Raw genomic sequence first — 20312 nt, 5'->3', positions numbered from 1 at the left:
CGATCGTTTAGACTAGTCGTTTTCGAGCAAAACAAGAGGCTAAACGGCGGGATGGACTTTAATTAACACTATTATTAATATTAAATTTTTGATTTATGAACAAAAAGATTACTACGCTTTTGGCTAGTGCTATGTTAGCGACTGCTTTTTCTGCGGGAGCTTCCATAAACGCTAAAAAGGGTGAGGCTACTCTGTTGGGTGCATCATCAGATTACTTATCTGTATCTACAGGAAGTAATTATGGTGCATTGAGTTTTAATGCTGCGAATCTTTATGATTTAAAGGTATTGAATCCGGCAACATGGACGGTCTCTGATGTGAAGACTTCTTTAGGACAAACACTTTATTCTTTCGTGAATAAGGCTACTGGTTTAACATTGTCTGTAGATCCTGCTACAGCTATCGCTGTAGATGACAATAATAAGTCTCAAAAGATCGCTAATGCTGCTCCGTTAGCCTTAGGTGGAAGCGCTTCTGAATGGGTTGTTGAGACAGTGAATGGAAAGGATATCTTGGTTTCTTATATTGATGGTGAGACAGTTGTTTATATCGCTCAGTCAGGTAACAAACTTTATTTGGAGAAGGCAAAGAAAAATGCAATTTCTTCTGCAGCGATAGCTTTGTCTTCAGACCAAACAAGCATTCCTAAAGATATTGATTTGGATAGTAACGCATTGAATACTTTATTACATTCAGTAAAGGGTAATAGTGCGGTTATCGCTAAAATGTTCTTTGGCTTAACTATGAATCCGGAGACTTCTGGAAATAATAAAAATGTTCTAACTGCTACAGCTTTACATGCGGAGACTGTGGAGACTGATCCTGTTAGTGGTTATTGGGTAACATTGCAAGCTAAAGACCAAAAGATTGGTGATGAGAAAGCATATGTTGTAGTTGATACCGCTTACTATGACGGAACGGAGACTAGCAAGTTCTTAAAGTTTGCTTATGATGAACTAAACGCTGATGGTCGTAAAGATGGTTCTTATAAATTTAAGTTCACTTATAACGCTCAGAAAGATGAATTGTATGCTCAGGTTAAAGAAGTTGCTTATAAGATCACTAAAAAAAATGGTGTGTCTGATGCCGATTTCGCTAAATGGGTAAAAGAAAAGAACAATAATTCTAATTGGGTACTTTCTGATAACACATCTTCTGCTAAAGGATCTCAAGCATCTGCTACTAGTAAGTACGTTTACATGGCTCGTTTGGCCGGTACAAATGTATTGACTGTTAATACTAACGAAACTGATAACAGCGGAGCTCTTCAAGGTGAGGACAATGTACAAAAGACTGTTATCAAACTTGGAACAAACTTCTCTGGTTTGACTCAAACAACTTTAGCTGACGGTGTTTATATGATTCAATATAAATCTACCGGAGGCAATAAGCCAGAACAAAACGACGCTTATGCATTGGCTAACTTAGCAGGTAACTTTGGTTGGGCAAAACAAGCTGATCGTCAAGATTTTAATCATATTCCTGCGGCTCAGTGGGTTATTACAAAGAATGGTACGGCTTCTACTGCTTCTATTACAATCCAGAACCGTGAGTTCTATGATGTGAGTGAAACTTCTGTCGGTTTGAATAAAAAGACGGTTCAACTATATGCTGTAAAAGATAGTAAAGATGTATTCTTCTATAATGGTAGTAGCGCTGATACATTAAGTTTTATCCCTGTTGAAGACGCTAAAAACTTAAAGGTTGGTTACAGATACTTGACAGAAGATTCTGCTAAGGTTCAGACGTATGTATTCAACTATTTGCATGGTTTAGCATTAGATAAATATTTGTATACTCCGGCAGGTAAGGACTCTATCGTTCGTGTAAACGAGAACGGTGATAAAACTAACTTCCGTTTGGAAATCGTAGTTAAGGATGATAACTATGGTGTTGGCGATAGCTTGGTAAGAAATGTTTACTATGTTAAGAATGGCGAAAGCTATTTGTCTTACGACAATGTTGCTAAAAAGTATATGATGAAGAAGGATGAAAAAACTCCATTCTTCTTGAAAGAAAACAACTGTGTAGACGGTAAACACTATTATGCGTTAGTTGAGGCTAATTTGGGTACAGCATACGATAAAGATGGAGATGAGTTTAAATATGTGAAGGATTATTCTGAGTTTGAGGCTTACGATAGCAATGGTAACAAGAAGACTTACAATGATCATTCTTCTGCTAATGTAACTTATTCAAATGAGTATACGAATGGTGTAAAAGTTTCTGTTGATGATAATACTTTGGATTTATTACAAGGTTCTACAAATGATAAATTTAATCAAGGAAATAATCGTGAACTTCGTACTTCAGCATTCGCTGTTATGACGGATGATTCTCCTTTGTATCGTCGTTTCAACAACGTAGCATTGGGTGAGAGCGCTACAGATGCTGCTGATAGCTTGGCGTTCGTTGAGAGTGTACGTGGTGAGTACTTGATGGATGAGTGGAATAAAAATTTGCAAGATAAGACCGTAGATTATGCTGGTATCTGGAACCAGGATAAAGCTGATGGTAAATTATTCTTCCATGTAGACACTGCTTGGGTAAATCGTGGCGCTGGTAATATCAAGCCTCAATACTTGATCTCTGTTGCTCGTCAAGATCAACCTGGTACTCCGGGTGTACCTTGTACTTATGAGCATAATCACTTCGATAACGCAGGCAACAAAGTTGATGCTGCTCACTGTTCACATGCTACTCCGGCTCATGCAGGTTTCGCTTATGGTAAGTATTTAGTAAACTTCTCTGATTCAGCAAAGGTATATGATGATAGAAAAGTTGCTAATCCGTATAAATTAAGTACAAACTCAAGCGCTAACAGTAGCTATACACGTGTAGGTTTTGTTAAGGCTATTCATATGGGTGACAGCTTATATGTATTGACAAATGGTTTCGAGAAAATGGCTCCAGCTGATTTGGATACAGCTACAATTATTGCCAACTATAAGAAAGCAAAAATCGAACATTTCATTGTGAACTTGACAGGTGATCAACATAAGAACGTAACTTGGTCTTTCCGTTATGTAAATCCAGACAAAGCTGGAAATGTAGCAGAGGAAGGTGCAGATAATTCATTCTTGTTTGAGTCTAATGTTTATGGTTCAGCAAAAGTTAATGGACAAACCGTTAATGATGGTCAGTATACAACTGTTTATGGAAACAAAGATGAAGCTATTGCTCCGACAGAGAAGACTGCTTGGTTGAAGATGCATAATGGTTGTTTGGTAATCACAGATAATAACGCTAGGTTTGATAATGCTAAGACTAGCGGTGATGGTGCGTTGATCTTTAATGTTGTTCGTATGGTAGAAGATGATCAATTCGCTACTTCTAACGACGAGATCGCTGCTGAGGGTATCACCATCGTAGCCGGTAACGGTACCGTAACTGTTCAAGGCGCAGCTGGTAAGTCTGTAGTTATCACGAATATTTTGGGTAAAATAATAGCTGAGACAGTTCTTACTTCCGATAATGCTACAATCTCCGTACCTGCTGGTATCGTAGCAGTGGCTGTTGATGGAGAGGAAGCTGTTAAGGCTATCGTTAAATAAGAATTTAATGAAATAAGATAATCAACAATTCCCGTGAGGATCAAAATCCAAGTAATCCGTGATGGATGAACAGGCGGGAGTTGGATTAATATTAATACTAAAGTAATAAATTAAGATGTCCGTAAGTACCTCCGTGAGGATGGAGTACGGATAAAGAAACAAGAGGATGCGTACTTTACGGCGCATCCTCTTTTGTGTTCATAAGTGTTGTTTATGAGAGTGCTGAAGACTAGCCTCGCTTCTACTTGCAAAAGAATGAGATAAGCAACGGTACGCTGATCTCAAGGATAATCCCGTGGATAATAGCCACGGGTACGATATTTTTTCCCGAATATCGGCTGATAGCCGGAAGGCAGACATCCATGGAGTTGATCCCCGCCACGGATACCGGAGCGAATTTACCGAAGAAAGAGGCGTAGAGCGGCGCCCCGAACAAGGCCAGCATTTCCCGGATGATATTAGCCAGTAAAGCGATAGCCCCAAGTTGCGACGCTATCTCTATCCCGACCGATGCCTCTTTCATTTGTACGATAAGCAAGGAGGACAAGGAATAGTAAGCGAATCCACTTCCTACGGCCATGCAATCATACATATCCCACGATGTCAACAGCAGACTCGCTGCCGCCGAGAATAATAATGTGCCGATAATCGTAAAGAACGGCAATAGTAAACTGGAAAAACGGATATCCTTGAGCATCTTCCCTAATTCTGCGTTTGCCCCAAGATTCAACCCCACTTGGATGATAAGAGCGTATAGCAAGAACTGCGGCAACTTCTCGCAAAACGTGGAGACAACCGTACCGGCGAATGTTCCGCAAAAGATGCCTGCGGCAAAACATAAGATGACAATTAGGTTATTTTTCATTGATACCTCCTTTCTTGATAAATAGTTTGTAAGCGATAAAAGATGCCACCAGGCTTCCCGATACCCCGCAAATGGCTAATATGGCGGCTTGTATTCCGAACTCGCCAATGTTGTTCAGTAAAGATTGGTTGGCTCCTATGGTAATGCCGAATATGAACAGCATGGCGAAAATCGTATAAGAGATGGAATGTTCCAATCTCTTGAAAACAGGGACATGCCGGAATAGATAGCCGGCGCTTATCCCTAGACCTAATAGACCTAGAATGATAAACATAAGCGTAATGTATTTAGAGATGCGCAATACATCTCTTCCCGGAAATAAAGGATCTGACGTTTCCTCTTTTTCCGTGAAAGTTAAACTTGAGTATGATTAAGAAATACGTGTAAAAGGAGAACTATGATGAGAAAAGTCCTCCCCCGGAAAGGGAATGGATAGATTTAGATAAAACCGCTGAACCAATGAACATGCACGACCGTGTTACTCGAGAAAGCCCGGGTACTCCACCTTTTTGAGTTGTTCAGGAGATTCTTGCTCATGTTGTTTTTATGTCATTTCTATTTTCATCGCGAAGATAGTAATAATTTAGCGATTCTGAAACTTTTCGTGTGACAGGGGGCGCTTGGAGCGCGAGGAGCCGGTAACGTTGGCTTCTGGAAACGATATTCAATCCATATCCTTGTTTTCTTTTATAGATAGCCGCCTTGGATTCGGATCTTTTTATGTAAATTTGAGGCCTTACCCACTATTGGGCCAAACTAAAACGTATGTAACTATGAAAAAGAAAACAGAAAAAGATGAGAGATATATGAAAGAATTGCAAGATCGATATATCCGTTTCGACTGGGCCATCAAACGTCTGCTTCGCCAAAAGGCGAATTTCGGAGTGTTGGAAGGTTTCCTCACCGTGTTTTTGGGAGAGAAGATCACGATCGAGGAGATCCTGGAAAGCGAGGGAAATCAGCAAATGGCCGATGATAAATTCAACCGGGTAGATATCAAGGCCAAGAATACGAACGGAGATATTATCCTTATCGAGATACAGAATACCCGCGAGCTCTATTATTTGGAACGTGTGCTCTACGGCGTGGCGAAGGCCATTACCGAGCATCTTCATTTGGGGCAAGACTACTCCGGGGTGAAAAAGGTTTATTCCATCAGCATCCTTTATTTTGACATAGGCGTGGGGACTGATTATCTATATCATGGTCAGAACCAATTTGTCGGTGTGCATACTCATGATCATTTGCAGGTAAATACCAAGGAGAGAGGGGCGATTGTCAAGCGTCTTCCTTCGGAGATCTTCCCGGAGTATATATTGGTTCGTGTGAATGAGTTTGATAAGGTCGCCGTTACCCCCTTGGAGGAATGGGTCTGTTACTTGAAAGACGGGGTCATAACCTCCGGAACGACAGCGCCCGGTCTAGAGGAGGCACGTGAGAAATTAAGTTATTATTCAATGTCTCCTGAAGAACGTTATGCCTATGACGAGCATCTGAATGCGATTATGATACAGAACGATGTTTTAGGTACGGCAAAATTAGAGGGCTTGATGGAAGGTCGAGAGGAGGGGCGAGAAGAAGGTCGTACCGAACAAAATAAAGAGAATGCCCGCTCAATGAAAGCCCTTGGCTTATCCCCGGAGATGATTCGGCAAGTGACGGGCTTATCACTGGAAGAGATAGAACAGATATGATTAAAAGATAAGATAGTTATGAGGAAAAGAATGATTTTAACGGCAGTGGCGGCTGTCGCTATCCCTATGTTTTTGATGGCGGCGGATGAGGCGAGATTAATGCGCTTTCCGGCTACAAACGGCTCAGAGATTGTTTTCTCGTACGCTGGCGATTTGTATAAAGTACCGGCTACAGGTGGTGAGGCACAGCGATTGACATCGTATGTGGGGTATGAGATGTTTCCCCGTTTCTCCCCGGATGGCAAGACGATCGCTTTTACGGGACAGTACGATGGCAACACGGAAGTATACACGATGCCCTCTTCCGGCGGTGAGCCGTTGCGCATCACTTACACGGCTACGAATAGCCGTGATGACCTGGGCGATCGCATGGGCCCGAACAATATCGTGATGACTTGGACACCGGATGGCAATGGTATTGTCTACCGCAACCGCATCAGCGATGGATTCTCCGGTAAATTATATACGGTAAATAAAGAAGGCGGCCTTTCCGAGGTGATTCCTTTGCCCGAGGGTGGTTTCTGTAGCTATTCGCCCGACGGGAAGCAATTGGCTTACAACCGGGTAATGCGTGAGTTCCGTACATGGAAATATTATAAGGGCGGTATGGCCGATGATATCTGGGTTTATAATCCGGAGAAGAAAAGTGTAGAGAATATCACGAACAATGAGGCGCAAGATATCTTTCCGATGTGGATCGGTGATGAGATCTATTTCCTTTCAGATCGGGATTATACGATGAACCTGTTTGTTTACAATACGAAGACTCGGCAAACGAGTAAGGTGACGAACTTCACCGAGTACGACGTGAAATTCCCTAGCAGCTTCGGCAATACGATCGTTTTCGAGAATGGAGGCTACATCTATAAGATGGATGCGGCATCGAAGAAGCCGGAGAAAGTGAACGTAACCCTTGCCTCCGATAATGTCTACGCGCGTAGCGAGATCAAGGATGGTTCCAAATATATCACGAGCGCCAGCCTTTCCCCGAAAGGCGAGCGTATGGTGGTGACCGCTCGTGGCGAGGTATTCAATATCCCGGTAGATAAAGGAGTCACGAAAAATATCTCCCGTACCCCGGGAGCGCACGAACGTGACGCCCAATGGTCGCCGGACGGAAAATATATTGCCTATATCTCCGACGCTACCGGCGAGACCGAGTTGTATCTCCAAGATTCCGAAGGTGGCGAGCCTACCCGGTTGACCAAGAATAACGATACGTATATCCGTACCTTCCAATGGAGCCCGGATGCCAAGAAGATTGTCTATACGGATCGTAAGAATCGTATAAACTTATTGGATGTAGCGACTAAACAAGTGGTGAACCTCTCACAAAGTCCGTTAGGCGAGGCCCGTAACGTGAGTTTCTCTCCGGATAATAATTGGTTGACTTATTCCCGTGTGTCCGATAATAATTTCTCGATCGTCTATGTCTACGATATCGCGGGTAAGAAAGAATATCCCGTGACCGATAAATGGTACGAGTCCTATTCCCCTGTATTCAGCACGGATGGTAAATATCTGGTATTTACTTCTGCCCGTGATTTCAATCCTACGTATAGCCAGACGGAATGGAATCATGTCTATAATAATATGAGTGGCGTATATCTGGCTTTATTATCTAAAGATACCGCTTCCCCATTTATAGAGACGGATGCGGAGGTCTCCGTTGAATCCGTTCCGGCGAAAGCGGGAACCTCTAAGAAGGATGAGACAAAGGACGAGGTTTCCACCCCGGCCGTGAAGATCGATATCGAAGGTATCACGGATCGGATCGTTAAGCTTCCGTTGCCGGGATCGAATTACTACAATCTTTATTCCGATGGAGCGAACGTGTATTATTTCACGAAAGGGGGTATGAAGATGTTCGACTTGAAGAAACAGAAAGAGGAGACCGTTAGCGATGCCGCTATGATGGTTGATCCGGGTGGTAAGAAAGCTGTTTTCTTTAAGGACGATCAATTGTTCGTAACCGATATACCGAAAGGAAAAGCGGATTTGAGCAAGCCGGTTAATCTGGCGAATATGAAGATCACGGTAGATTATACGAAGGAATGGGCGCAAATCTTCGATGAGGCTTGGCGTGCTTTCCGGGATGGTTTCTATCTGGAGAATATGCATGGCAAGGATTGGAGGGCGATCAAGGAGAAATACGCTGTTCTCCTTCCTTACGTGAAGACTCGTTTAGACTTGAATTACGTCATAGGAGAGATGATCGGCGAGCTGGGTGTAGGGCATGCTTATGTGAACCCCGGTGAGGTGGAAGGCCCCGAACGGGTATCGATGGGTCTGCTAGGTGCTGAGGTTTCTCGGGATAAGAGCGGTTTCTTCCGCTTGGAGAAGATTATACCGGGGGCTTCTTGGAGCAAGGAATTGCGTTCTCCGTTGACGGAGCCGGGTATTGAGGCGAAGGCCGGGGAGTTTATCGTCGCTATAGACGGAGTTCCTACGAATAGCGTAAACGATATGTATAAGTTGTTGATCGGGAAGGCGAACGTTCCGACCGAGTTGTCTTTGAACAGCAAGCCTCAATTGGCGGGTGCTCGTAAGATCGTGATCAGCCCGTTGGCCGAGGAATATTCTTTGTATCACTATAATTGGATCCAAGATAATATCAAGAAGGTAGATAAGGCGACGAATGGCAAGGTCGGCTATATCTATATCCCGGATATGGGGCCGGAAGGCTTGAATGAGTTCTCCCGCTATTTCTATCCGCAATTGGATAAGGAGGGCTTGATTATCGATGATCGTGCGAATGGCGGTGGAAATGTCTCTCCGATGATCTTGGAACGTCTGTCTCGCGAGCCGTATCGTTTGACGATGCGCCGGGGTTCCTCTTTGATCGGGACCGTGCCGGATGCCGTACAGGTTGGTCCGAAAGTTTGCTTGATCAATAAGTATTCCGCTTCCGATGGCGATTTATTCCCGTGGGGCTTCCGTGCGCTTGGCTTAGGTAAATTGATCGGAACTCGCACTTGGGGTGGTATCATCGGTATTAGCGGCCCGCTTCCTTATATGGACGGTACGGATATCCGCGTGCCTTTCTTCACGAGCTATGATCCGAAGACGGGTGACTGGATTATCGAGAACCGTGGCGTGGAACCGGATATCTTGATCGATAATGACCCCATCAAGGAATGGAACGGCGAGGATCAACAACTGGATCGTGCCATCGAGGAAGTCATGAAACAATTAAAAGACCGCAAACCGCTAGCCCCTGTCCCCGCGCCAAGAGACTGGAGCCATAAATAACAAAGACCTATCTTTGTAGAGACGGGGCGTGCCCCGTCTCACCACTGTCTGATAGTATTTTAAGTTACTATTTTGTCGGGATGAGACGGGGCACGCCCCGTCTCTACAAATAAATATATATATAAACAACAAACATCAAACAAATAAAAAACTAGCAATCTATCTATGGAACGATTCGCAGCTATTGACTTCGAGACCGCCAATGGAAAGCGGAGCAGTATTTGCAGTATAGGTATCGCCATCTTGGAGGATGATTGGGTAGTAGACAGCATTTACACCTTGGTACGTCCCACCCCCAATTTCTATACCCGTTGGACCACGGCCATACACGGGCTGACCGCCGAGGATACAAATGATGCGTTATGTTTCGAGGAAGCTTGGGAAAGCATCGCCCCCAAACTAAAAGACCTCCCCCTTGTCGCCCATAACAGCCCGTTTGATGAAGGATGCCTGAAAGCCGCCCACGAGGTGTACGACTTGGCCTATCCGAAATATCCCTTCTACTGCACCTGCCGCCTATCCCGGAAGATGTACCCGTTTCTGGAAAATCACCAGTTGCAGACAGTAGCCGCCCATTGCGGTTACGACCTTACCCGGCACCATAACGCCATGGCAGATGCCTACGCCTGTGCCCATATCGCCCTTACGATGATGCGGGAGAAAGAGGTCGATACCCTAGAGGCGCTTATGGCTTCCTGCTACTCTAAATAACTCTTACGGAGTATTTTTCCCGGCTATTTTATCTACCACGACAGCGATAGCGCCGTCTCCCGTCACATTGCAAGCGGTGCCAAAACTATCCATGGCAATATAAAGGGCGATCATCAACGCTTGCAGGGTCTCGTTGAATCCCAGCATACTTTGCAAGATACCCAAAGCCGCCATGATAGCCCCTCCCGGAACACCCGGGGCCGCTACCATCGTAATTCCCAGCATCATGATAAATCCGCTGAAGTTGGCGAACGTAACCGGTTCCCCCGCCATGATCATGATAGCCATAGCGCAAGCGACAATCTTCATCGTACTACCCGCCAGATGGATCGTGGCGCAAAGCGGTACGGTAAAGATCGCTATATTCTCCCGCACGCCATTCTTGACAGCCTGCGCCAGTGTCACGGGGATCGTAGCCGCTGAGGATTGGGTCCCTAAAGCCGTGGCATAGGCCGGTAGCATATTCTTCAAGAGACGGAGCGGGTTCTTTCCGGCTATGACTCCGGCTATCGAGAATTGGATCAATAGCAATACTACGTGTAAGACGAAGATAACGATAATCACTTTCAAGAACATCGTGATAATGCTCATGACTTGTCCGCTTACCGTCATGTTCAGGAAGATACCGAAAATATGGAGAGGCAATAACGGGATGATAACCACCTCGATCAGTTTCGTGATAATCTCCTTGAAATCCGTGAAAGAGTCGCGCAGGGTAGTTCCCGCTATGTTAGAAAGCCCTAGGCCGATCGTAAAGGATAATAGTAAGGCTGTCATGACATCCATTAAAGGCGGCATATTTACCGTGAAGTAGGGTGTCAGCATGAAATCTTCCGGATTCTCCATCGCCGTCAGTTCCGTGTTGGCCGGTAGTATGTGCGGGAACAGGGCCGCTCCGCTCAGGTACGTGAAGAACCCTGAGAAAATGGTTGAACCGTAGGCGATCAAGGCGGTTATCAGCAATAGCTTCCCGGCTCCTTTGCCCAGGTCTCCGATAGCGGGAGTCACCAGCCCCAATATGATCAAGGGGATGGAGAACGATAGGAAGTTGCCGAACAATGAATTGAAGGTTACAAAGATACGTGCGATTCCTCCCGGTAAAAACTGGCCGAACAATATGCCGGCGGCGATAGCGATAACGACTTTAGTTAACAATGATACTCTGATCTTCTTCATGGTGTTGCTTTATTTTGAAGCCTATGGCGGCTATCGTAATACTCATCAACGGACTGATCAGGTTAAAGAAGCAATAAGGAAGATACGTCAGGGTCGCTACGCCCAGGATCGTGGCTTGCGTCATACCACAGGTGTTCCACGGCACCAGCACGGACGTTACGGTTACGGAATCTTCCGTCGTGCGGCTTAACAGGCGGCTCTCATATCCTTTTTTCTTATAGATATCCTTGAACATATTTCCGGTAAGGATAATGGATATATATTGGTCTGCCGTGACGATATTCAAGAATAAGCCGGAGAATACGGTAGACGCTACCATGCCGACCCTCCGTTTCATGAAGCGCAGGAATACGGACGTAAGGCTTTCCAGCATACCGCTGGCCGTCATGGAGCCGCCGAAGCACATGGCGCAGATGATCAGCCAGATCGTATTCATCATGCCTGCCATACCCCGGGTAGCGACCAGGCTATTCAGGGCTTCGTTGCCCGTATCGATCTGGGTCGTCCCGTAGAATGTCATGAATAATCCTTTGAATAAGGAGGAGGCGTCCGTTGCCGACGCTCCCGCTATCTCTTGTAATAAATGGGGCTGGAAAAAGATCGCGAATACCCCCGCCAGCGCCGTCGAGATGAACAGGGTGATCAACGACGGTACTTTCTTGGCGATCAATATACCCGTTACCACCGGTACGATCAGCAGCCAGAGCGAGATATGAAAACTTTGGTTTAACGAGGCGGCGAACTCGGCTATTTGCCCGGATGTGCTCGAGGTATGCGTAAAACCGGCTATGGTAAAGATAATCAACGTGATTGCCATGGAAGGTATCGTCGTAAACATCATATACCGGATATGGGAGAACAAGGGGGTGTGCGTTACGGAGGAAGCCAGCACCGTCGTGTCCGAGAGCGGTGAGATCTTATCCCCGAAGTAAGCGCCCGAGATGATCGCCCCGGCTACCCAGCCCGTGGCGAAGCCTTGTGCCTCGCCGATGCCCATTAGGGCGATACCGATCGTGGCGATGGTAGTCCACGAGCTACCCGTCATGACGGATACGACGGCGCAGATCACGCAACAAGAGGCCAGGAAGAAACTCGGATGGATTATTTGCATCCCGTAATAAATCAGGGTCGGGACGACTCCGCTGATCATCCAGCTACCCGATAAGGCTCCTATCAATAATAGGATAATCAACGCGGTGGAAACTCCCAATATATTGTTGCAAATAGCTTCCTCTATCATTTTCCATTTGACCTTGCAAAAGATCATGGCCAAGAGCGAGGCCACCGCCGTGGCGGTAAGCAATACGACCTGGCTTCCACCGCTCAACGCGTCGCTGCCAAAGGTTCGTATAGTCGCGAACAAGAGAGCTACCAACACGAGGATGGGTACTAGTGAGAGTAGGGGGGAGGGCATCTTCTTAAGATGATTTTCCATTGTCAATTCAGTCGCTTAAATAATAATGGTGCGAAAATAAGAAAAATACCGAGAATAACGTTATGAATTATGGATTGATTTCCTTATTTCACAGTCTTTTGGATGGTCTCACGGCCGGTTGCCGCTATGAGGATGCTTATCGGCGTCGTGCCGCAAGTGGACTTCGGGACCGGTGCGGGGGGCGGTTGCGGGATCGTCCGTTGTCCGGCTAAGCGGGCGGTTCTCGCGTTCATCATGCCGTACGGAAGGCTTGTGTGTCATGGGTTTGTTTTTGTTATCGATTGTGCGTAATTTAGCTGCAAGAATAATAAAGGATTTGGATAGAAAGGTGACTTATGGTGGTTAATAATCGGCTAAAGTGTTTACTTGTCTTTGTCTTTTGGGGGATTAGTATGGCTTTATCTGCCCAGCGAAAGACGGAGGCGATCCGTTATGGCGATCTAGACCGGTGGGTGGTGCGTAAGGTCACGGAATCGGCTATTATCGGAAAGGATACAAAGACTCTTTACGGCATTGGCCCCGCGGATACGATCGTCGGGAATGAACCTTTCGATCCGAAAGACTCGCCTTGGGCGACATCGAACGTATATGCGAAAATAAGCGGGGTGACGAAAGCCAGCGTGAGTGTCTATCCGGAGGCGCGAGGCGAGGGTAATTGTGCCCGCTTGGAGACCGGTATAGAGGCTTGCTCTGCCTTGGGGATTGTACATATAAAGGTTTTGGTGGGCGGTTCTCTCTTTTTGGGACGTTCCCTGGAACCGGTGAAAGGGGTCTCCGATCCGTGGAGCAAGATCGTTAGCGGAGTGCCTTTTACCTGGAAACCTGCCTCTTTGGTCTTTGATTATAAGGTGAAATTATCCGGTGCTCTCAATCGTATCAGATTGGATGGATTTAGTAAAGCGTCGGAAGTGAAGGGGATGGATATGGCCGTGGTCAACTTGATTCTTCAAAAACGTTGGGAGGATAAGCACGGAAACCTATACGCTAAGCGTGTAGGGACATTGGTTGTCCGGATGGATAGGAATACGGATTGGGTGAACGGCGCCACCTTCCCGATCTTGTATGGCGATATCACGAAACGTAGCGACTACAAACCCTATATGGGCCTGTTAACCGGTGAGGCCGCCCGCTATAGTTTAAACAGCGAAGGCAAGAATGTCCCTATCCAAGAGATCGGCTGGGGAACGGAAGACGATGAGGTAACCCATATGATCTTAGAGTTCTGCTCCAGTCACGGAGGTTCATACGTAGGTTCTCCGGGGAATACCTTTTGGGTGGATAATATCCGGTTGGGATATTGAGCTTATTATCGTTTGGAAAAAACATGTACGTGTTTCCCGAAAAGGACGTACATGTTTTTCGGAAAACACGTACATGTTTTATTGAACCGGATTGATAGCCGGATACCCCCCCCCATGCGCCAAGCTCTTTCTTTTTGACAGTTTGTAATCTTAACGCCTGTAGAATCGATTGTTTCCGGACGGAAATACATACGCTCCTAAATCCGAGTTGAAATATATTTAATCTATTAAACTTCGCTTACAACCGCCACTTTCCTTTTATCCTGCCTTTTATACGAACCGGCTGTGTCACGATATGTACTCTGTTTTAACCAAAAGGATTGTATAGCCGCTGTTTTACCGACAGGGAGATTTCTTCTGGATATCAAGTATCGAGACAAACTTCATCAGTCTTCACCAGTGAAGTAAGTTAATTGTCATATCAAACTAAATTAGCTTATTGGGTTGATAAGGCAGGCTTGCGTTAAAGCGTTCCGGTAAGTAGATGATTTTAGAGTGGAATATCCTGTTTCGGTAGTAAAAATTTTAAACAAATAATAGAAAGTGTGATGTAGACTGTTTTTAATGTACGCATGTACATTGATAATATATAATAAAAACGGCTGATTAAAACGATCGTTATAATTAGTCATTTGCAAAGGTACGCGTTTCTTCGATACCTGCAACCCTTCGGGGCTATTTTTTTGTCACTTATTCTCTTTCTTATCAATAGGATAGGTTATCCTTTACGAAACAACCGGTTCTTTCAACGAACCTCCCGTCCGGCACTAAAAAAACGCAAGATATAGACGATCGTTTAGACTAGTCGTTTTCGAATGGCGATCGAAGGCTTAAAGTATTGAACGATATTCAATTAACACTATTATTAATATTAAATTTTCGATTTATGAACAAAAAGTTTACAACGTTTCTGGCTAGTGCCATGCTTGTATCTGCTTTCTCGGTAGGTTCGGTAGCGGCGTATGTCGGGGCTGCTGCTCCTGCGGAGGATGTAGTAACTTCTACTACTCCTGCGACTGTAGAGGGCAAGGATTTGAAAAAAGATCAAACAGTCTTGTTTATGAGCGGTAGCGATTTCTTGGCCGTAGGCAATGAGAAGGCTGATTTTGGTCAGTTTGTTACAGTTGAAGGTTCTGTTTCAAGCTTTAAGTTGACGGAATTGAACCAAGCTATGTGGACGGTTTCCGCAAAGAAGAACAATCTGGGCGTGGATGTGTTCTCTTTCGTGAACAAGGCTACAGGTTTGTCGTTCGCTGTAGATCCTTCCATGGCTGTCGCTTCAGATAAGAAGAGCGAGGCTAAAGAGGTAACCTTGGGCGGTAGCGCTACGGAATGGGTTGTTAAAGATGGAACTTTGGTCTCTTATGTAGATGGCAAGAAGTTTGTGTATCTGGCAAAAGAAGGTGAAGGTTCGAATGCTAAAATTGTCTTGGTGAAAGCGGAGAAAGTTGGAGAGGACAAGGTCTCTATCTCTTTCAACAAGGATCAGATCCCAACAGCGATGCAGCTACATGCCGAGGATTTGAATAAATTGCTGCAATCTGTCTCTGCGGAAAGCTATTTTGGCTTAAGTATGAACCCGGAGGTTTCAAAGGGAAATACAAACCATTTGACCGCTACCGCGCTGAAAGCTGTTGACGTTAAGGAAAAAGCTTCCGCTACAGCTACCGAGGCAACAGTTACAGAGTATGTACAGTTGCAGGTTAAAGATAAAAAGATTGACAAAGAGGCTGCTTATGTGGTAGTTGACACGGCTTATTATGAGGCGACAGAGGATGCCAAGATGTTGAAGTTTACTTATGGTAAGATGAGCGACAAACGTCAGGCGGGTTCTTACCAATTTAAATTCACCTACAACGCTCAAAAGAACGAGTTGTATGCTCAGGTTCGTGAGGTCGCTTATAAGTTGGAGGCTACGTCTGGAAAAGCTACTGATTATGCGAAAGACATCAAGGAGAAAAACAACAATTCTTGGTGGACGGTAAAAAGTGGTTTTACGTCTGGGAATGGAGCGACAGAATTATCTGTAGCTAAAGATAAGTATATCTATATGGCAAACTTGGCAGGAAACAAGGTTTTGACTGTCAATACAGATGCTACGGATGAAAAATGTTATAAGGATCGTACAGAGACTTCTGATGGTACGTTAAAATCAGATGTTGACATTACAAACGATTTGCAACGTACAAAAATCACGTTGGGTACGAACTTCACGGGATTGGTTCCTACGACTTTGGCTGATGGCGTTTATATGATTCAGTTTAAGGCCGGTGGTTCTGAAAGAGACGAGTTGAAGGGTACTTATGCGTTGGCTAACTTGGCAGGAAACTTTGGCTGGGCTAAACAAGCTGAACGTCAAGATTTCAATCATATGCCGGCGGCTCAATGGGTTGTAACGAAGAATGGTATATCTTCTACTTCTTCTATCAGCATCCAGAACCGTGAGTTCAATGACAAGGCTGAAAGCGGTGTATATCCGACTGTTAAAATCCCGACGAATGTCCAATTGTATGCCGTTAAGGATAGCAAGGACGTATTCTTCTATACAACTAATGAGAAGAATGAATCTGTCGCTGATACCGTAAGCTTCGTCGCTATCAATGACGCTAAGGATTTGAAGATCGGTTATCGCTACGTACCCGAGGATTCTGCTATGGTTCAGACTTACGTGTTCAATTACTTGCACGGTCTGGCATTAGACAAATATCTGTATACTCCTGCCGGTAAGGATTCTATCGTTCGCGTAAACGAGAATGGTGATAAGACAAACTTCCGTTTGGTGGTAGTTGCTAAGGATGACAACTATGGTGTTGGCGATAGCTTGGTAAGAAATGTTTACCAGATCAAGAATGGCGACAGCTACTTGACATACGACAGCAAGGCTAAGAAGTATGTTCTAGGCTCTACCCCGACTAACTTCTTCTTGAAAGAGAACAACTGCATTGATGGTAAGCATTATTACGCTTTGGTTGAGGCTGTGGTACGTAAATATAAGATTACGGAAGGGGATAAGATCTATTCACCTGCTTATAACGGATTCAAGTCTACAGACAAAGTAGTGGTTGATGGCAAAGAGGTTACTGTTCCTACTTTAGAGAAAGATCAGGAGACTCCATTGTTCGATGCTGATGGTAACTACTTGGTAAAAGACAACAGCGTTATCAAGAAAGCTTATGTCTATAAAGCTAATGATGATAAGAAGATTGTTTTGAAAGAGATTGTGTTAGATGCAGCTACTACTCCTCAAAAGAATAAATCTTATTATGATTCTTCAGCCGCTCAAAACGGTTTGAAGGCTTCTGTAGATGACAATACTTTGGATTTGACTCAAGGTTCTACTAATGATAAGTTTGAAACAGGATCAAATCGTGAGATCCGTACTTCCGCATTCGCTGTTGTAACAGATGATTCTCCATTATACCGTCGTTTCAACAACGCGGAATTGAAAGAAAACGAGACTGCCGATAGCTTGTTCTTCGTAGAGAAGATCCGTAAGGAATACTTGATGGATGAGTGGAACAAGAACTTGACCGACAAAGCTGTTGATTATGTAGGTATCTGGAACAAGGAGAAAGCGGATGGTAAGTTAGCGTTCATCGTTGATACCGCATGGGTAAACCGTGGCGCTGGTACTATCAAGCCTCAATATTTGGTTTCCGTGGCACGTGACGATCAAGAGGGTACTCCGGGTATTCCTTGTACGTATGAGCACAATCACTTCGATAACGCTGGTAATCCTGTTAATGCCGCTAATTGCTCGCATGCGACTAAGGCACATCCAGGCTTCCACTATGGTAAGTATATGGTAAGTTTCGCCGACTCCGCTCTTATCAAGGGTAAGGAATATAAGACTCCGTACATGGATATCGATGGTGGCTACACTCGCGTAGGTTTCGTGAAAGCGATCCATTATGGTGATAGCTTATATGTATTGACAAACGGCTTTGAGAAGATGGCTCCGTCTGAATTGGATGTCGAGACGATCATCGCTAATTACAAGAAAGCCGGTTTGGAGAACTTCATCGTTAACTTACAGGGTGACAACCATAAGAACGTTACTTGGTCATTCCGTTACGTAAATCCTGATAAGGCCGGTGCCGTGACGGAAGAAGGCGAAGCGAATGAGTTCTTGTTCGAGTCTAACATCTATAACGAGAATGGCTCGGCTTCAACGGGTAAGGCTACTAAAGGCTTCGATAAGGCTGTTGCCGGTTCTATCGCTCCTCAATACGCCGCATGGTTGAAGATGCAGAACGGTTGCTTGGTATTGACTCGTGGTGATTCTGAGTTCAACGCCGCTAAGACTGGTTCTGACGGAGCTTTGATCTTCAACGCATACCAGAAGACTGACGCTGAGGATATGGTAACTTCTGTTGAGGATGCTACTATCGAAGGTGTATCTGTAATCGCTGGCAACGGTACGGTAACCGTTCAAGGCGCTGCCGGTAAGTCAATCGTTATCACGAATATCTTGGGTAAGGTTGTCGCTGAGACTGTTCTTACCTCCGACAACGCTACAATCGCTGTACCTGCCGGTATCGTAGCTGTAGCTGTTGATGGCGAGGAAGCTGTAAAGGCGATCGTGAAATAAGAGATTAACGAAACAAGATAATCATACAATTCCCGTGAGGGTCTCGATCCAAGTAATCCGCGACGGATGAACAGGCGGGAATTGGATTAATATTAATACTAAAGTAATAAATTAAAGTTCATCCGTAAGTACTTCCGTGAGGATGGAAGACGGATAAAAAGACAAGTCCTTGGCATGTGAACGCATTGCCGGGGACTTCGTTTTTGTGCTAACCTTCGTCAAGCCTGATGAGTGTGTTAATTGTTTGATTCGGCTGACTATTTAAGGGATCTCTTTGTATTGTCCTTTAAAACACATATATTTGCAAATACTGCGCAGTCGCTCAGTTAGCGGTCGCTCAGTGTTTAATCCTTTAGATTGGTTATGAGATTTTATAATAGAGAAAAAGAGCTTGAAATGCTAAATCGAGGAAGAGAAACCTCTTTCAACCTGCATTCCCAAATGACAGTACTTACCGGGCGGCGGCGTATCGGCAAAACCAGCCTTATTCTAAGGAGTTGTGAGCATACACCGACAGTCTATTTATTTGTGAGCCGGAGTAATGAGGCTGCTCTTTGCCAATCTTTCGTCGAATCCATTGCCCATGTATTCAATACTTATATTCCGGAAGAAAAAAGTTTCTCTCGGTTGTTTGAATTTCTGATGGAGCTGGGTAAGCGGGAAAAATATAATCTCGTGATAGATGAGTTTCAGGAGTTCTTTTATATAAACCCGGAAGTGTATAGTCGTATGCAGGACATTTGGGATAGATACAGGAAAGACACTCATGTCAATTTAGTTGTTAGTGGTTCCGTGTATACTCTGATGAATAAAATATTCAGAGACTCTCGCGAGCCGCTTTATGGGCGGGCAGATAGTATCGTCAAGTTATCGGCGTTTACCACTCCCGTATTAAAACAGATCCTGTCAGATTATAAACCGGACTATACCAATGATGATTTATTGGCCTTATATACGTTTACGGGAGGTGTTCCTAAATATATAGAGTTCTTTGTCGATAAAGGATGCACCGATATGGAAAGCATGGTAGAAGCCATGCTTCAGCCGGATTCTATAATGCTCTCGGAAGGCAGAGTGATGCTTATTCAAGAGCTTGGTAAAAAATACGGGAATTATTTTTCTATCCTGGCGGCTATCGCCTCCGGCAGTAATACGTTCCCCGTATTGGAGGAAGAAATGGGAAAGAATATGGGAGGGTTGCTGAGCCGGTTGGAGATAGATTACGAATTGGTTAAAAAGAAACGCCCTATATTGGCTAAGGAAGGTACACAAGCCGTTCGATATGAAATATCTGATTTATTTCTCCGCTTTTGGTTCAGATACTTTATAAAGTATCAGAAATATATAGAGATCGGTAATTTGAAAGGTCTTTCAGATATTATAAAACAAGATTATCCTACTTATTCCGGGCAAACGCTTGAATATTATTTCCGGCAGCGGATGGCGGAGAGCTTCGATTTTGAGGATATCGGCTCATGGTGGGAAGGAAAGAAAAATTCAGACCAGCATGAGATAGATATTGTCGGTATCTATGTAGGAGATAAAAAAGCATTGATAGCCGAGGTGAAACGCCAGCGGAAGAACTTTAAGCCAGCGGCTTTTCAGGAGAAAATTGACGCTATCCGGAAAAAGGTGCTCTATAAATATGAGATAGAGACCAAATGTTTGAGTATGGATGATATGTGAATAATAATGATGTAACCTGTTGGCAGAATAAAATTAGCACATATTTA

At 44.6% G+C, this 20312-nt stretch carries 12 protein-coding genes; 8 read left to right on the top strand and 4 right to left on the bottom strand.

The window, feature by feature from the left end; translation table 11 throughout:
* Positions 1-95: 95 nt before the first annotated feature.
* Entirely contained in the window at positions 96-3554 is a 3459-nt protein-coding gene (locus Q0110_RS12350; RefSeq protein ID WP_297906636.1) for a DUF6383 domain-containing protein, read from the top strand.
* A 241-nt stretch (positions 3555-3795) separates the two neighbouring features.
* On the opposite strand, the gene Q0110_RS12345 is transcribed toward Q0110_RS12350, so the two are convergent.
* The gene (locus tag Q0110_RS12345) at positions 3796-4419 is read right to left on the bottom strand and encodes a lysine exporter LysO family protein (protein WP_297906633.1); all 624 of its coding nucleotides are present in this window, start codon (positions 4417-4419) and stop codon (positions 3796-3798) included.
* Positions 4409-4693: a LysO family transporter gene (locus Q0110_RS12340; RefSeq protein WP_297906630.1), complete on the bottom strand. Its 285-nt coding sequence runs from the start codon at positions 4691-4693 to the stop codon at positions 4409-4411. The genes Q0110_RS12345 and Q0110_RS12340 overlap by 11 nt, the downstream gene beginning before the upstream one ends.
* Before the next feature lie 499 nt (positions 4694-5192).
* On the opposite strand from Q0110_RS12340, the gene Q0110_RS12335 reads away from it, so the two are divergent.
* The 3 genes from Q0110_RS12335 to Q0110_RS12325 all read left to right on the top strand — a co-directional run bounded on the left by Q0110_RS12335 (position 5193) and on the right by Q0110_RS12325 (position 10076).
* Complete coding sequence (locus Q0110_RS12335; protein WP_297906626.1) at positions 5193-6113, top strand: Rpn family recombination-promoting nuclease/putative transposase; 921 nt, start codon at positions 5193-5195, stop codon at positions 6111-6113.
* Positions 6114-6131: 18 nt separating this feature from the next.
* Positions 6132-9365: a S41 family peptidase gene (locus Q0110_RS12330; protein WP_297906623.1), complete on the top strand. Its 3234-nt coding sequence runs from the start codon at positions 6132-6134 to the stop codon at positions 9363-9365.
* Between the two features lie 165 nt (positions 9366-9530).
* Positions 9531-10076, top strand: a complete 546-nt coding sequence (locus tag Q0110_RS12325; protein ID WP_297906620.1) for a 3'-5' exonuclease — start codon at positions 9531-9533, stop codon at positions 10074-10076.
* A gap of 3 nt (positions 10077-10079) precedes the next feature.
* On the opposite strand, the gene Q0110_RS12320 is transcribed toward Q0110_RS12325, so the two are convergent.
* A complete protein-coding gene (locus tag Q0110_RS12320) occupies positions 10080-11252 on the bottom strand; it encodes a dicarboxylate/amino acid:cation symporter (protein ID WP_297906617.1) in 1173 nt (390 codons plus the stop codon).
* Positions 11221-12687 carry a Na+/H+ antiporter NhaC gene (gene nhaC, locus Q0110_RS12315; RefSeq protein WP_297906614.1) on the bottom strand — a complete coding sequence of 489 codons (1467 nt, stop codon included), beginning with the start codon at positions 12685-12687 and terminating at the stop codon, positions 11221-11223. Before nhaC ends, Q0110_RS12320 begins: the two co-directional genes overlap by 32 nt.
* A gap of 62 nt (positions 12688-12749) precedes the next feature.
* Between nhaC and Q0110_RS12310 the strand changes: the two genes are divergently transcribed.
* The 4 genes from Q0110_RS12310 (at position 12750) to Q0110_RS12295 (ending at position 20265) form a co-directional block, all read left to right on the top strand.
* Positions 12750-12899, top strand: a complete 150-nt coding sequence (locus tag Q0110_RS12310; RefSeq protein ID WP_297906611.1) for a hypothetical protein — start codon at positions 12750-12752, stop codon at positions 12897-12899.
* Between the two features lie 123 nt (positions 12900-13022).
* Entirely contained in the window at positions 13023-13988 is a 966-nt protein-coding gene (locus Q0110_RS12305) for a PCMD domain-containing protein (RefSeq protein WP_297906608.1), read from the top strand.
* Positions 13989-14874: 886 nt separating this feature from the next.
* Positions 14875-18579 carry a DUF6383 domain-containing protein gene (locus Q0110_RS12300; protein ID WP_297906604.1) on the top strand — a complete coding sequence of 1235 codons (3705 nt, stop codon included), beginning with the start codon at positions 14875-14877 and terminating at the stop codon, positions 18577-18579.
* Positions 18580-18942: 363 nt separating this feature from the next.
* Positions 18943-20265, top strand: coding sequence for an ATP-binding protein (locus Q0110_RS12295; RefSeq protein ID WP_297906601.1), 1323 nt, complete (start codon positions 18943-18945; stop codon positions 20263-20265).
* Positions 20266-20312 lie beyond the last annotated feature (47 nt).

This window comes from uncultured Parabacteroides sp., assembly GCF_947855115.1.
In the GTDB taxonomy this organism is placed as follows: Bacteria; Bacteroidota; Bacteroidia; order Bacteroidales; family Tannerellaceae; genus Parabacteroides.
This window is presented reverse-complemented; position numbering and strand designations above follow the sequence as displayed.

Bases quoted from the DNA above. Each gene is read 5' to 3' on its own strand.
- Q0110_RS12350 (WP_297906636.1), top strand. From the start codon at position 96: ATGAACAAAAAGATTACTACGCTTTTGGCTAGTGCTATGTTAGCGACT.
- Q0110_RS12345 (WP_297906633.1), bottom strand. From the start codon at position 4,419: ATGAAAAATAACCTAATTGTCATCTTATGTTTTGCCGCAGGCATCTTT.
- Q0110_RS12340 (WP_297906630.1), bottom strand. From the start codon at position 4,693: ATGTTTATCATTCTAGGTCTATTAGGTCTAGGGATAAGCGCCGGCTAT.
- Q0110_RS12335 (WP_297906626.1), top strand. From the start codon at position 5,193: ATGAAAAAGAAAACAGAAAAAGATGAGAGATATATGAAAGAATTGCAA.
- Q0110_RS12330 (WP_297906623.1), top strand. From the start codon at position 6,132: ATGAGGAAAAGAATGATTTTAACGGCAGTGGCGGCTGTCGCTATCCCT.
- Q0110_RS12325 (WP_297906620.1), top strand. From the start codon at position 9,531: ATGGAACGATTCGCAGCTATTGACTTCGAGACCGCCAATGGAAAGCGG.
- Q0110_RS12320 (WP_297906617.1), bottom strand. From the start codon at position 11,252: ATGAAGAAGATCAGAGTATCATTGTTAACTAAAGTCGTTATCGCTATC.
- nhaC (WP_297906614.1), bottom strand. From the start codon at position 12,687: ATGGAAAATCATCTTAAGAAGATGCCCTCCCCCCTACTCTCACTAGTA.
- Q0110_RS12310 (WP_297906611.1), top strand. From the start codon at position 12,750: ATGAATTATGGATTGATTTCCTTATTTCACAGTCTTTTGGATGGTCTC.
- Q0110_RS12305 (WP_297906608.1), top strand. From the start codon at position 13,023: ATGGTGGTTAATAATCGGCTAAAGTGTTTACTTGTCTTTGTCTTTTGG.
- Q0110_RS12300 (WP_297906604.1), top strand. From the start codon at position 14,875: ATGAACAAAAAGTTTACAACGTTTCTGGCTAGTGCCATGCTTGTATCT.
- Q0110_RS12295 (WP_297906601.1), top strand. From the start codon at position 18,943: ATGAGATTTTATAATAGAGAAAAAGAGCTTGAAATGCTAAATCGAGGA.